The 15410-nt window shown below is 36.1% G+C and carries 12 protein-coding genes; 8 read left to right on the forward strand and 4 right to left on the reverse strand.

Translation table 11 applies throughout. The features are described from left to right. Positions 1-29 precede the first annotated feature (29 nt). Entirely contained in the window at positions 30-2867 is a 2838-nt protein-coding gene (locus AC0L3Q_RS23530; RefSeq protein WP_473283447.1) for a TonB-dependent receptor, read from the forward strand. Between the two features lie 82 nt (positions 2868-2949). On the opposite strand, the gene AC0L3Q_RS23535 is transcribed toward AC0L3Q_RS23530, so the two are convergent. Then, positions 2950-4356 carry an MATE family efflux transporter gene (locus AC0L3Q_RS23535; RefSeq protein ID WP_473283449.1) on the reverse strand — a complete coding sequence of 469 codons (1407 nt, stop codon included), beginning with the start codon at positions 4354-4356 and terminating at the stop codon, positions 2950-2952. A gap of 291 nt (positions 4357-4647) precedes the next feature. Between AC0L3Q_RS23535 and AC0L3Q_RS23540 the strand changes: the two genes are divergently transcribed. The 5 genes from AC0L3Q_RS23540 to AC0L3Q_RS23560 all read left to right on the forward strand — a co-directional run bounded on the left by AC0L3Q_RS23540 (position 4648) and on the right by AC0L3Q_RS23560 (position 8170). Next, a complete protein-coding gene (locus AC0L3Q_RS23540) occupies positions 4648-4995 on the forward strand; it encodes a T9SS type A sorting domain-containing protein (RefSeq protein WP_073318309.1) in 348 nt (115 codons plus the stop codon). Positions 4996-5104: 109 nt separating this feature from the next. Next, entirely contained in the window at positions 5105-6085 is a 981-nt protein-coding gene (locus tag AC0L3Q_RS23545; protein ID WP_473283452.1) for an acyl-CoA synthetase family protein, read from the forward strand. Position 6086: 1 nt separating this feature from the next. Then, on the forward strand, positions 6087-7124 hold the full coding sequence (locus AC0L3Q_RS23550; protein WP_473283454.1) for a hypothetical protein: 1038 nt from the start codon (positions 6087-6089) through the stop codon (positions 7122-7124). Then, positions 7114-7632 carry a DUF350 domain-containing protein gene (locus tag AC0L3Q_RS23555; RefSeq protein WP_473283456.1) on the forward strand — a complete coding sequence of 173 codons (519 nt, stop codon included), beginning with the start codon at positions 7114-7116 and terminating at the stop codon, positions 7630-7632. Before AC0L3Q_RS23550 ends, AC0L3Q_RS23555 begins: the two co-directional genes overlap by 11 nt. A gap of 88 nt (positions 7633-7720) precedes the next feature. Next, entirely contained in the window at positions 7721-8170 is a 450-nt protein-coding gene (locus AC0L3Q_RS23560) for a YHS domain-containing (seleno)protein (RefSeq protein WP_473283458.1), read from the forward strand. Between the two features lie 123 nt (positions 8171-8293). On the opposite strand, the gene tyrS is transcribed toward AC0L3Q_RS23560, so the two are convergent. Further along, positions 8294-9589: a tyrosine--tRNA ligase gene (tyrS, locus tag AC0L3Q_RS23565; RefSeq protein ID WP_473283460.1), complete on the reverse strand. Its 1296-nt coding sequence runs from the start codon at positions 9587-9589 to the stop codon at positions 8294-8296. Between the two features lie 196 nt (positions 9590-9785). Between tyrS and AC0L3Q_RS23570 the strand changes: the two genes are divergently transcribed. Both AC0L3Q_RS23570 and AC0L3Q_RS23575 read left to right on the forward strand, forming a co-directional pair. Continuing rightward, a complete protein-coding gene (locus AC0L3Q_RS23570) occupies positions 9786-12530 on the forward strand; it encodes a CHAT domain-containing protein (protein ID WP_473287006.1) in 2745 nt (914 codons plus the stop codon). 31 nt (positions 12531-12561) lie between these two features. Continuing rightward, complete coding sequence (locus tag AC0L3Q_RS23575; RefSeq protein WP_473283462.1) at positions 12562-13569, forward strand: NAD-dependent epimerase/dehydratase family protein; 1008 nt, start codon at positions 12562-12564, stop codon at positions 13567-13569. Here the strand turns inward: AC0L3Q_RS23575 and AC0L3Q_RS23580 are convergent. Then, positions 13544-14068: a DUF4296 domain-containing protein gene (locus AC0L3Q_RS23580; RefSeq protein ID WP_473283463.1), complete on the reverse strand. Its 525-nt coding sequence runs from the start codon at positions 14066-14068 to the stop codon at positions 13544-13546. The genes AC0L3Q_RS23575 and AC0L3Q_RS23580 overlap by 26 nt on opposite strands. Then, the gene (locus AC0L3Q_RS23585; protein WP_473287008.1) at positions 14068-15408 is read right to left on the reverse strand and encodes a dihydroorotase; all 1341 of its coding nucleotides are present in this window, start codon (positions 15406-15408) and stop codon (positions 14068-14070) included. Before AC0L3Q_RS23585 ends, AC0L3Q_RS23580 begins: the two co-directional genes overlap by 1 nt. Positions 15409-15410 lie beyond the last annotated feature (2 nt).

Genomic DNA, 15410 nt, shown 5'->3' on the forward strand with positions numbered 1-15410 from the left:
GAGCAATACTTATAATAAACACAAGGAAAATGCATATTACAATATCGATTAAAAAACTACTTTGTGCACTTCTAATTTTAGGAGGAAGTCTTGCATCTTTTGCGCAAGGAAAGGTTACAGGTAAAGTTATTGATGGGGAGACAAATGATGTACTGCCTTTTGCCAATATTGCCGTTAAAGGCACAACTATTGGTTCTACTTCAGACTTTGATGGTTTGTATGAGCTCTCATTAGATCCTGGTACCTATACCATTGTATTCTCATTTGTTGGATACGAAACCAAAGAAGTAAGCGGAGTAGAAATCAAATCTTCTGGAGACGTAGTAGATCTTAATGTTACCATTAATGCTACTGCTGCGACCCTTGAAGATGTAGTGATTACAACCACGGTGCGTAAAAATACCGAAGCAGCAGTATTAACGCTGCAAAAAAACTCTGTAAAATTACTTGATGGGCTTTCTATCGAAAGTATCAAAACCACAGGAGCAAGCAATATTGCAAGTGCGGTAAAAAATGTACCGGGAGTATCCGTACAAGGCGGAAAGTTTGTGTACGTACGAGGGTTAGGAGATCGATATACAAAATCGATATTAAACGGTGTAGATGTTCCTGGATTAGATCCAGACAGAAACACGCTACAGTTAGACATTTTCCCTACAAATATCCTAGAAAACATCTTGGTGATTAAGTCTTCTACTGCAGATCAACCTGCTGATTTTACAGGAGGTGTAGTAGATATCATTACCAAAGATTTACCATCAAGAGAAGAATACAGCATCTCTATTGGAGCATCGTACAACTCTTCAATGCACTTTAATGACAATTACCTTCAATATGATGGAGGAAATACAGATTTCTTAGGGTTTGACGATGGTGCAAGAGACAATCCTCTAGAAAATACTCCTGGTGTATTACCATTTCCTCAGGTTGATCCTAATGCCGCCATTCAAAATACGCAAGCATTTGAGCGTACATTGGCCGCTCAAAGAGATCAAAGTTTTACCGATTACAGCTTTGGATTTACCGCGGGTAAGCAATTTGAAGTAGGTGATAATCGATTAGGATTTTTAGCTTCAGCATCATATCGTAACGAAACCACCTACTACGAAGACTACATCGAAGGACAGGTATTTAGAAAAAATGCAGATCCTTCTATTTTCGAATTGGGTGTAGATCGAAGCCAACAAGGAGAAGTTGGAGTGAATAATGTATTACTGAATGGATTAGTTGGTTTATCCTACAAGACTGAAAAATCAAAATACAAATTCAACGTGCTTCATATTCAAAATGGAGAATCTGAAGCCTCTATTTTTGATCAAAGAAACTTAATCATCAACTCTAACCAGATCAAACAAGATAACTTGATCTACACACAACGCTCGATTACCAACGTATTACTATCGGGTAGACACAGTAGTGAAAGCACCAACTGGTTAGTGGAATGGAAATTATCGCCAACACTCTCTAGAGTATACGACAAGGATTTAAGGTCGACCAACTTTATTGTAAGCGAAAGTGATCCAAACCTATTTACCATTAGCCCAAGTGAGGGTGGTGATCCAAGAAGAATCTGGAGAGATCTAGAAGAAATTAACTTGGCAGGAAAACTAGATATTACCAAAAAGCACAAACTTTTTGGAAGAGATGCTAAAACCAAATTTGGTGGTGCTTACACCTATAAGCAACGTGATTTCACTGTAGATCAATTCTCGCTTCCTTTTGCAGGAAGTTTTGATACTTCTGTATTGGGTGGAGATCCGGATCAAATCCTTGCTCCTCAAAACATTTTTAACCCAGGTACAGGTCAAGGGTTCTTTGCACGTAGAGACTCTAATATTTCTGATACTTTTGATTCTACGATCTCAATTGCCGCAGGTTATATTTCTGAAGAATTTAAATTATCCGATCGTTTTAATGCCATTCTTGGGGTACGTTTTGAGAAATTTGACTTGATCTATACCGGAGAAAGTCAAAGTGGCCTTCGATTTGATGAAGAGTCCATTCTAGACGAGGCTGACTTCTTCCCTTCGGCAAACTTAATCTACGACCTTAATGAGGACGCAAACCAAAAAATCAGAGCGTCGTATAGTAGAACTACCGCGAGACCTTCGTTTAAAGAAGCATCTATTGCAGAAATCTTTGATCCAACATCAAATACCTTTTTTATTGGTAATATCAATATCCAACCTACCTATATCGACAACTTTGATTTACGTTATGAAATCTATGGAGAAGGCGCTAACTTCTTTGCTGTAAGTGCATTCTACAAATCATTTGATGATCCGATCGAATTGAGTTTTATTAGAGAAGCTACGGGTCAGTTTACGCCTTTAAACCTTGGTGATGCTACCGTATATGGGGCTGAAATCGAGTTCAGAAGAAACTTGGATTTTATAGGGTTTGAAAACTTCAATATAACAACGAACTTCTCTATCATTGAGTCTGAGCAAAACTTCAGTGATGATGAAAGAGATGCAAGGCTAGACAACCTTAGAGTAGGTGAAGAACTAGAGGATGGTAGAACGCTACAAGGACAATCTCCATTCTTGTTAAACTTTGGATTGAACTACAACGGTCAAAACAATGGTTGGCAAGGAGGTGTTTTCTACAATGTACAAGGAAGAACCCTTCAAATTGTAGGTAATGGTAACATCCCTGATGTATTTACATTGCCATTTCATAGTTTAAACTTCAATATTGGTAAAACTTTTGGAGAGAAGAAAAACTCTTCTATCTCTTTGAAGTTTAGCAACCTATTAGACGACGATATCGAAAGCGTTTACGAATCTTTTGGTTCTGAAGACAGAGTATATTCTAGATGGAGTCCCGGTCAGGAAATCTCTTTAGGATACACCTATAAGTTCTAAGAAACATTTCATTTTTAAAAGTATATAAAATAAGGCTACCTCTTCAGGTAGCCTTATTATTATCATATAGGTTGCAGTTTTATTACACTTGTACGCTCTTCCAACTACCTTTTCTAAACCAAATGATCCCAATAACCGCGATCAAGATTTCTGCAAAAGTAATCGCTAGGAATACTCCCATAGCACCCCATTCAAAAACCAAAGCTGCTAGATAAGCGAAGGGCAATTGAAACACCCAGAAACAGAAAAAATTAATAATTGTAGGTGTTTTGGTATCTCCTGCTCCATTAAAAGATTGTATAATTACCATTCCGTAGGCATAAAAAACATAACCTGCTGCAATCACTCTTAAGCTCAAAGCACCATACTCTACTACCAAAGCTTCGGTACTAAATATTCGAATAATTGCCTCGGCAAAAAGCAGATAAAAAAGCGATACTCCTAACATAAAATACGCATTGTATTTCCCGGTTTTCCAAACCGATTGCTCAGCTCGTTCCGGTTTTTGAGCTCCCAGGTTTTGTCCTACTAGTGTAGCTGCAGCGTTACTCATCCCCCACGAAGGCATCAGTGTAAACATCAATACACGAATCGCTATGGTATACCCGGCAAGTACCTCGCTGCCAAACTCTGCCATAATACGCATTAGAAATACCCAGCTAGAAGTACCTATGATAAACTGACCAATTCCTCCTAGAGATACTTTGATCAAATTCATCATAATTTCGGCTCGTAAAACCAGATCCTTAAAGGTAACTTTGATTTTACTCCATCCATAAAAGAGAATTAACAGCTGAAAAATCACCGCACTCCCTCTACCAATAGTAGTGGCAATGGCAGCTCCTTGTACTCCAAAAGCTGGTATAGGACCGAAACCAAAAATCAGCATTGGGTCCAGAATGATATTCAGAAGGTTAGAAAAAATCAATACCCGCATGGCTACAGAGGCATCCCCCGCACCTCGGAATACAGCATTAATCAAAAACAATAACATAATGGTTACATTACCCCCAAGAAGCACCTGAGTATACTTGTAACCTTCTGCGATCAATTCTGGTTCTCCTCCCATTAATGCAAGGATCTCCTTAGGGAAAAGAATACCAATAATGCTTACTAAAATTGCCACTGCAATTCCAAGAAATATAGATTGTACCGCTGTTTGAGAAGCTCCAGGCACATCTTTTTCTCCGATTCTACGCGCTACAATAGCCGTAACACCCATGCTTAAACCTATGGCAATTGCATATACCAAAGTAAGCACAGATTCGGTAAGTCCAACGGTGGCAATCGCATTGGCTCCCAAACTGGAAACAAAATACGCGTCTACCAAAAAGAAAATGGATTCCATCATCATTTCAAGCACCATAGGTACTGAAAGCATAAAAATCGCACGGCGAATACTACCAGAAGTAAATTCCTGTTCCTTACCAGAAACTGCAGTTTTAAAATATGAAAATATACGTTGTAATGTGAGTCTATTTTGAGTCATGATGTAAAAGAATTATAAGTTGAATAAAGAATAGGAAGCTGTAGAAAGGAATGTCCTTAGCTTCTAAATCGCGGTGTGACTATGTGCACAATTATGTACATAAATTCTTATAACTTCATGATGACACAAAGATGCGGCATTATTTTTGAAATACAAAATTTAATTTATGGTAAAACCGTAAAACCAATGACGGTCAGCCGTCTATATTAAGGTTTAACATAAAAGAGTACAAAATTAATAGCGTATTTTTAATTTTAATATTGTATCTTTATTGCCCCAAAATAATTTTGTATGAAAAAAATCTACTTGCTACTCATATTTGTCGGTTTGATATGCTTGTCCTTTACTTCGGGAATTCAAGCGCAGTCAAACACATCTGAAAGACAAGAAAGAACGACCAAACAAAGTATCCAAGGACTTCGCGTTTTTATTAGCCCTGCTAACAAAGATATCTTGTACATTACTTCTGATTTACAACTCACTAAAACCGTAAAGATTTTTAACGTTTTGGGTAAACAAGTGGATTATGAAGTACTCACTGGAAGAGAATTACACATAGGAGATCTACCTTCTGGAGTTTATATCCTGAAGATCACAGAAGGAGAGAATAAAACTACGGTGAAGTTTATCAAACCATAGTTGTAATTACGCCTGTTGTATTTTAATTTCACATTAGACCTGCTTATTTAACACACAAAAACACGGTTTTTCATACCTTTGTTCTACACTAATTTGTTGAACAATACCTATGCTCTTCGAATCCATTTTTTCTATTCAAAACCATACCGATTTTGAGGAGACTGCATTAAAAATATTTCATCATCAATACATTAATAATTTAGTGTATCAAAGATTCTGTAATCTTTTAGGAATTACACGATCTTCTGTAACTTCTATTGATCGTATACCGTATTTACCTATTGAGTTCTTTAAAAAAGAAAAGGTAGTAAGTACAACCAAAATCCCTCAAAAAGTATTCACGAGTAGCGGGACCACCGAGAGTATTACCAGCAAACATTATGTGAGTGATCTTTTAATTTACGAAGATAGTTTCAGAAAAGGGTTTCAACATTTCTATGGTGACATTACTGAATACGTAGTATTAGCACTGTTACCTTCGTATCTAGAAAGAGAAGGGTCATCTTTGGTTTATATGGCAGAAAAACTAATCGAAGACAGCCAACATCAGGAAAGCGGTTTTTATCTCTATGAAACCGAAAAATTAATTGATACTTTACAAACGCTGTTAACTGGTGATAAGAAAATTTTACTTCTTGGGGTATCATTTGCATTACTGGATCTTATTGAACAACATAAAATCCATCTTACTAATCAGGTAGTGGTAATGGAGACTGGTGGCATGAAAGGTAGGCGAAAAGAACTGATAAGAGAGGAACTACATCAAAAATTATCCGAAGGGTTTGGGATACAAAAAATCCATAGTGAATATGGGATGACAGAGTTGTTATCACAAGCTTATTCCAAAGGTGATGGAATCTTTGAATGCCCTCCGTGGATGAAAATGTCTGTTAGAAATCCAGAAGATCCCCTATCCACTATTGGATATAACAGAACTGGAGGAATTAATATTATTGATCTGGCAAATATAAATTCATGTTCATTTATCGCCACTCAGGACTTAGGCAAAGTATCCCAAGATGGTAGTTTTCAAATTTTAGGTAGATTTGACCATAGTGATATAAGAGGATGTAATCTAATGGCATTGTAACATGACAAAAAACAAAGGAGCAGGCTGTTTTACTTTTCCCGCAATTGTATTAACCGCAATTGTAGGAAGCAGTTTTGTTAAGTCTTTTTTGTCGATTTCCACTTTTTCCGCTTTTCTGTTATTATTGTTTTTGATCTCTTTCATCTATGGAAGACTCCTTTATAAACAACATCAAAGCTCTCCTTGGAAATATGTAATATATAGTGCATTGTTTACCGCTATTCTAGTGGGTATTGGGTATGTTTTTAAGGACATAACCGCAGATATAACAACAGGCAAAAAAGACATTTCAGAAGAGATTTACCGGGAAAAAATACTTGAGGATGGAGATTCCATCGTGCTTCTCAGTCAACACAGAACCTGGAAAAACAATTATGGAGATGCATTTGAAGGTTATTTCTCGGTTCGAGAAAAGGATTATATAGTATCCAAAAGAAGGTACGCTAATCATAGTAATACTCATAAAAGATTTTCCTGGGGTGACCTGTATGAGCATCTTGCCAAAACTGATGGTCCTAAACTGGATTTGATACTACACCGTCTGTTAGAAATAAAAACAAATCACAAACTCAATCAACTGGAGTTTGCCGACGTAGTGGTAACTTTTATTCAAGACATTCCTTATGCTTTGGTCTTTGAAACCGCCTGTGAAGCGCCAGAAAAATACGAACCTTCTATTCGGGATATTTTGGTAAAATGTCCCGACTGTTGTATTGGCGATATTCCTTTTGGGGTACAAAATCCTGTTGGGTTTATGGGGAATCTAAAAGGAGATTGTGATACACGAACAGTCATTATTTATACAATTCTTAGTCATTTTGGATATGATGTAGCCATTTTGAACAGCGATTATTACAGGCATTCTATTCTGGGATTAAACGTTCCCACAAAAGGAGTTTACAAATTACATCAGGGAAAACGCTATTATGTTTGGGAAACCACCAGTAAATATTTTACTCTTGGTACATTACCCAGCAATTTTAAAAATATCAATCATTGGTATGTAATGCTTACAAATACACAACAACATGCAAACTAAATTATTAACCCTCGCTTTTATAGAAATAGCACTAGCTATATTGATATCGGTACTGATTCTTTTTATCTCTTTCAAAATATTACAACGAGTATTTTTTAAAGACGTGACTCTGGGAGAGAACAACATGGCGTTTTCTGTATTCACCGCAGGAATTATTTTATCTATCGGTATTATTTTGAGTGAGATCATCCCTTCGATCACCAATATCGTTCGTTTGTCTATGTCTGCAGAAGACGAAATCTCATTTGGCAAGATCATACAATACTCTGGTCTATATCTTCTAATTGGTTTTGGTTTTGCAGTGGTCATCAATACTTCGGTATTTTTACTTTTTTCTGCACTTACCAAAGGTGTTAATGAATTTAAAGATATACAACGCAATAATCTTTCGACCGCCATAGTGGTAAGCGCTACTTTACTTTCGATTACCTTAATCGCCAAAGACAGTATAAGTTTATTGATAAGCGCCCTGGTTCCCTATCCCGAAGCCTCTAATTTCCTGATGTAACTCCCTAAAAATCTTATAAGTATGTTAAAATTGTAATGAACCATTTTTTTTACGACTCAATAGGTGTAACCAAATGAGACAACAAAAAATGAGACAATATTTAACCACAATATTATTAATTTTTGCGACCGTAGTAAGCGCTCAGCAAATCGATTATAACACCAAGAAAAGTTTTATTGCAGAAGGATATGATGTAACGGAATATTTTAATAATAAAGCCGTGAAAGGAGAAAGTAAATATACTGCTACACACGACAATGTAAAATACAAGTTTGCAAGTCAACAAAATCTGGACAAGTTCAAAAGTAACCCAGACAAATATGTTCCTCAGTATGGTGGTTATTGCGCCTATGCTGTAGCAGTAAATAGCGAAAAAGTAGATATCAACCCCAAAACCTTCGAAATAAGAGACGGAAAACTGTATTTATTCTATAACTCGTGGGGCATTAACACCCTGGACAAATGGAATGACGAAGGTGCAGATAAATTAAAAGTAAAAGCAGATACGAATTGGCAAAACATAAAAGCCAAGAAGTAATAAAGATCTTTTAAATCAGTTGCGTCGAACTGTTTTAATTGCTAAGTTTTTTTCAATAATTGATTGGTTAGTTGACAAAGCCTACCTCGCTAAGGGTAGGCTTTGTTTTTTATATGTCTTGATCTATACTGCTCTAATTACAAAGTAGTTTTTCTTCCCTCTTTGTAATAAAACGAATTGATCATTGATTAAATCTTTTTCTGAGATAGAAAAACTATCATTCACTTTTTCCTTATTCACCGAGATTGAGTTTTCTTTTAATGCTCTTCGAGCTTCTCCATTAGATTTTAGAAAACCTGTTTTTTCTGCCAAGGCTCCAATAATATCAAGACCATCTGAAATTTCATTTTTTGATACTTCAGCTTGTGGTACGCCATCAAAAACATCTAAGAACGTAGCCTCATCCAACTCTTTTAAGTCTGAAGAAGTAGATTTTCCAAATAAAATACTAGACGCTTTTATCGCATTATCCAAATCCTCTTGAGAATGCACAATTACGGTAACCTCATCTGCCAATTTCTTTTGTAAAATTCGCATATGCGGTGCTTCTTTATGCTCTTCAATCAATTTTTCTATTTCTTCTTTACTCAAAAACGTGAAGATCTTGATATACTTTTCAGCATCCTCATCACTTGTATTCAACCAGTACTGATAGAATTTATAAGGAGAAGTTCTATTGGCATCCAGCCACACATTACCTCCTTCTGATTTTCCAAATTTGGATCCGTCAGATTTTGTGATTAACGGGCACGTTAATGCATATCCTTTACCTCCAGCGATTCTTCGTATCAACTCGGTTCCCGTAGTGATATTACCCCATTGATCGCTTCCTCCCATTTGCAAGGTACACTCGTGTTCTCTATACAAATGCAAAAAGTCATATCCTTGTACCAACTGATACGTAAACTCTGTAAAAGACATTCCTTCTGACGATTCTGAAGAGATTCTGTTTTTTACAGAATCCTTAGCCATCATATAATTTACAGTGATATGCTTACCAACGTCTCTAATAAAACCTAGAAACGAAAACTCTTTCATCCAATCGTAGTTGTTCACCAACACCGCAGCGTTTGGCGCATCACTTTCGAAATCAAGAAACCTACCTAGTTGCTTTTTGATAGCTTCCTGGTTGTGACGTAGTGTTTTTTCATCAAGAAGATTACGTTCTGCAGATTTCCCAGAAGGATCACCGATCATCCCTGTTGCTCCACCAACTAGCGCAAAAGGTTTGTGCCCTGCTCTTTGATAGTGAGCCAGTAACATAATGGGCACCAGATTACCAATATGCAAAGAATCTGCTGTTGGATCAAAACCTACATATGCAGATCGCATTTGTTCGTTCAGGTATTCTTCGGTACCAGGCATAGCATCATGCAACATCCCTCGCCATTGTAATTCTTCAATAAAATTCTTGATCATTTTGTAATGTTCTTTTTAAGAGCGACAAAGATAAAAATAAGGACGAGATGATGCTATAGGAATTGTAGAGAAAATAATCTCTGCAAAAAGTACAATTTTGCTTACTTTGTTGTAAACTATAGAAGGACACATGTAAATCATAATGATTCATCTACGATTATCTTTTTTGATCAAAACACTTTGCTTTTTGCTTTTTATGCTTTCGAGCACTACAGCAAAAGCTCAGCTTGAACATGAAACCTTATTAACCTCAAAACACTTCAAAAAAGCGCAGTCCCTACTTACTATCAAAAAGCTAGATAGTTCACTTATTTACCTGAAAAAAGGATTAGATTTTGAATTACAACTACCAGATCAGAGTCCCGAGAAGATTTTAATTTATTACTACTACATAGGATTAATTCACAAAAACCTTGGAGAGTATCAAACTGCACTTAATTACTTTAGAAAATTCTTACGATTAGCTATCAAAGAACATGGAAAATACCATTCTTATGTTGGATATGGCATACTCAATATTGGTGTCATCTATGAAAATTTACTAAAACACAATATAGCGCTAGATAAGTACAAACAATCCTTAACCGTATTTCGATACTGCGAAAAGAATGACATGGTTGCTCTCATCTATAATAACATAGGTGATATTTACACCAAAAAAGGTGAGATTAACACCGCAATCGAATACTACAATAAGAGCATCAATCTGGGCACCGAATTATTTGGTGAAAATCATATCGAAAATGGTAAAAGCTATAAAAACATTGGGCTCCTTTACACCAACAAAAAAGAGTTTGAAAAAGCACTCCAGTTTTATCAAAAAAGCTTAGCGGTAATGACTAATGCGTTTGGAGAAAACAATGCCGAAGTTGGAGATATTTATATAGGTATTGGAGATGTATACCAACACAAAAAGGAATTCACCACTTCCTTAACTCATTATCAAAAAGCACTTGAGATATATGCTAACGTGCTAATTGCTAAAGACCCTAAAATTGCAAAATTAAATTTGAGAATAGCAAAAACCCGGATGAAACAAAAAGGTTTTTCGGAGTTTGAAAGAATCATTGCTTTCTTCGACAAAGCTATAATTGCTAATAAAAAAAATCAAAATTCTAGTATAGACAAAAACATCTTTACTCCCAGTGAATATTACGACCCAAAACTTCTTTTGGAGATTCTTCACGGAAAGGCCAAAATACTGTACAAACGATACCGTAAACAAAAGGATGTAAAAGATTTACATCATAGTTTAGAGTTATATGAGCAAACTGATGTTCTCATCGACTATATTAGAAAATCATATCAGGATCATCAAGACAAAATTTTGTTTGCCGAAAATACCAGAGAGGTCTATGCAGATGCCATAAAAACTCAATTTGCACAATACAAACTCACAAAAGCCAAACCGCTCTTAGAAAAAGTAATTTACTATATAGAAAAGAGCAAGGCCAATACATTGAAGGATCTCCTCAATAATAACAAAGAGTTTTTTGGATTACCCAACGAGTTGGTAAACTTAGAAAGCATACAAAAAATCAATCGAGCCTTCTATCAATCTCGAATTATCGAAGAAAGGTCAAACAAAGACATAGACTATTCAAAAATTGAAGCTTATGAAAATCAACTCCTTCATATCAGCAAAACAGAAGATTCCTTAGAAAGTATTTTAAAAAATAACTATCCCAAATATTATCAGCTAAAACATGAAAACAAAATTATTTCGGTAAATGAAATTCAAAAAACATTAAAAGAGACTACCAATTTACTTGAGTTTTTTACATATGACACTCACACTTACGTCTTTGTAATTACAAAAAATAAAATTGTAGTAAAAGAGCTCGATATTCAAAACCTAGAAGAAAAAATAAAACAATTCAGATCTTCAACCACAAATAAGCACACCAAAGATTATAAAACAATTGCGCATACCTTATACCTTGATCTTATTGCTCCCGTAAATGATCACCTAACAGGAACAGAAGTAACCATTATCCCAGATGGAGTCTTGTGGCATCTTAATTTTGATTTATTACTAAGTTCTAATGACATTTCAAATAACCCAAAGGAGCTACCATATCTACTAAAAAAGTATGCCATATCCTATGGTAACTCTGCGAATTTATTATTCGCGGATAAAAAGAAGAGTGTTTTTAGTTTTTCTCCAATCAAAGAGGAATGTTTGGCATTCTCTTTCTCAAATACTGTGAGTTCTCAAAATTCTAACACGATTAGTTTATCGAATCTTACCAAATTTAAAAATGATTTACCAGGAACACGTCGAGAGATCAATGCCATTGCTAATATTATTAAAGGCAATTATTTTTATGGGGCTGACGCTATAGAAACTAATTTTAAGAAAAATGCCAGTCAATATTACATATTACACTTAGCATTACACGGAGAAGTAGATCATGAAAGGCCTGAAAATTCTAAACTCTATTTTACCAAGGGGAAAAATAATGTGGATGATGATCTACTGTATAGCCACGAATTATTTGCACTAGAGATCCCTGCAGATTTGACCGTATTAAGTGCCTGTAATACCGGTGCCGGAAAAATTGCCAAAGGCGAAGGAATTATGAGTCTAGGAACAGCTTTTCAATACGCCGGAACTAAAAGCCTATTGCTAACCAGTTGGGAAGTATCGGATCAAACCACTCCCGATTTGATGAAATATTTCTACGTTAATCTTAAACAAGGAATGCCCAAAAGCAAGGCTTTACAACAGGCCAAACTCACTTATTTACAATCTGCCAATGTAAATCGCTCCCATCCTTTCTATTGGGGAGGCTTTTATCTGGTTGGAGAAGATACACCCATCACTTTTGTCAATAATTCGATATGGTACTGGGGCGTTGGAATTGGTGTTTTAGCTCTTCTTTTAGGGATTTATTTTATCTATCAAAGAAAGGTGAAAAAGCCTCATATGCAAGCTTAATTCCTTACTTTAGCACTGCAGAATATACATCATGATTTTAGTAACAGGAGCAACAGGCCTGGTAGGCACACACTTATTAGTTAAACTTGTAAAGGAGAAGTTACCTGTACGAGCCCTATACCGCTCTGATCGTAAAAAGGAATATTCGCGAAAAATCTTTTTACACTATTTACCAAATCAAGAGGCCGCATTCGATGCTATCGAGTGGGTACAAACGGACATTAACAATATCCCTGAGCTATCCGAAGCTTTTGTTGGAATAACCAAAGTATATCATTGTGCTGCAAAAATTAGCTTTAACCCTTCCCATTTCAAAAAACTACGCAAGGTTAATATTGATGGTACTGCAAACATCATCAATCTTAGCTTAACGTACGGCGTTAAAAAGGTATGTCATGTAAGTTCGATTGCTGCTCTTGGAGAAAACACTTCAGGCAATCCTGCCGACGAGACTTCTGAATGGAATCCGGAAGCTTTAAATTCGGTGTATGCCATTACCAAGTACGGAGCTGAAATGGAAGTTTGGAGAGGCGTTCAAGAAGGTTTGGATGCTGTAATCGTAAATCCTGGTATTATTATTGGCCCAGGGTTTTATGATGGAGGTAGTGGATTTCTATTTAAAAGAATTTATGCAGGTATGAAATATTACACTTCAGGAACGTCAGGTTATGTAAGTGTAAATGACGTGATTAATTGTATGCATCAATTGATGGAAGAAGATCATAAAAATGAACGATATGTGTTAGTAGGAGAACACCTGAGCTATCAGGAAGCGTTCTCAAAGATTGCCTTAGCTTTACAAAAACCTGCACCTACAAAACTAGCCACACCTTTCTTGTTGAATTTTGCCTATCAACTACAACGAATAAGCCATTTCCTATTCAGAACAAAGCGATCGATTTTTAAATCTTCGATACGAAGTGCACAATCCACCTCGTATTATAAAAACGACAAGATCAAAAAAACATTAGATTATAAATTCGAACCTATTCAACAAGCTATTGAAGAAGCTGCTACTCTTTTCCTGAAAGATTATTGAATCGCTTTACTCGGGCTTTTTCCATTTCTTCTTCGATAGCTCGGTTTTTGGCATCATCAATCTCAAGTTCTTCCTCATTTTCTTTATCCTTTTCATCATCTTTCTTATCACCCTTAGCCTTCTTGATCGAATCTTGTACCTTTTTGATCGAATCCTCTTCTTTTTTCAGCTTTTCATATTTGATTTTAGACACCTCAATATTACTTTTCACTTTAGTAAACATTGCTTTATAGCGTTCTAATTGTCCTCCATACCAGGCATTGTTTTCGGCAAAGACAATACTATCCACACCATACTTTCTTAAAATATAAGATTCAGGATTGATCCCTTTTTCATCAAATACCTTTCTACTAGAAGTCTTTGCCGCTCGTATAAAAGCAATGTCTGTAAGGATATCGATCATAAGCTCCTCCTCCAAAACGGTTTCCGGTTCTTCTGGAGTAGTAATACTCTGGCAAGAGAGTATGCATAGGATGAATACCAATAATAACTTTTTCATTATCTCGTAAACGTTAATCGCTTTCCATTCTTTACATCATACCATTTAAAATTCTTGTAAACTAAGCTTCCATTGATAAACGTATGTGTAACTCTTGACTTAAAGGTGGTTCCCTCAAAAGGAGACCAACCACATTTGTAGGCTACATTTTCTTTATTCACTGTCCATGGCGCATTAAGATCCACCAAAACGGCATCAGCAAAGTATCCTTCTTTGATATACCCCCGTTTTTCTACCTGAAACAATCTTGCAGGGCTATGACACATTTTTTCTACAATCTTCTCCAGACTAATTTTCCCTTGATGATAAAACTCTAACATCGCCGGTAATGCGTGCTGTACTAATGGTCCTCCCGAAGGTGCCTTGGTGTACACATTATCTTTTTCCTCCTTGGTATGTGGCGCGTGATCGGTTGCAATCACGTCAATAGTATCATTCAACAAAGCTTCGAACAAAGCATCACGGTCTTCGGCTGTTTTTACTGCAGGATTCCACTTGATCAAAGTGCCTTTTTCCTTATAATCCTCTTCAGAAAACCACAAGTGATGAATACATACTTCGGCTGTAATTTTTTTCTCTTCTAATGGTATTTTGTTGGTAAACAACTCCATTTCTTTGGCAGTAGATAAATGGAACACATGAAGTCGAGCTCCTGTTTTCTTTGCCAATTCGATAGCTCTGGAAGAAGACAGATAACATGCTTCTTCGCTTCGTATTTTTGGATGAAATTCGATGGGAATATCATCTCCATATTTCTCTTTATATGCTGCAGTATTATCTCTGATCGTTTGTTCATCTTCGCAATGCACAGCAATTAATAAATCTGTAGAAGAAAATATCTTTTCTAATACTTCGGGATTATCGACCAACATATTTCCAGTAGAAGAACCTAAAAACAACTTCAGACCTGCTACATTTTTCGGATTTACTTTTAAAATCTCTTCTAGGTTATCGTTGGTTCCTCCAAACATAAACGAATAATTCGCATAACTGGTTTTGGAAGCTATAGTATACTTTTCTTCTAACCGCTCTATTGTAGTTGCCTGAGGTACCGTATTAGGCTGTTCTATAAATGAAGTGATTCCTCCGGCGACAGCAGCTCTCGATTCTGTTTCGATCGTTGCTTTATGGGTCAGCCCTGGTTCTCTAAAATGAACCTGATCATCTATCACTCCAGGGATTAGATATTTCCCTTCGGCATCAAAAATATGTACATCGGGAGATTTGGCACTAATCTGAGGTGCAATTTCTTTAAACACCCCTTTTTCTATATATACATCCCCATTAGTAATTTTTCCTTCGTTTACGATATTGGCATTCTTGATAAGCACACTATCCATAA

It is taken from the genome of Aquimarina sp. KJ22-3, from assembly GCF_055808215.1.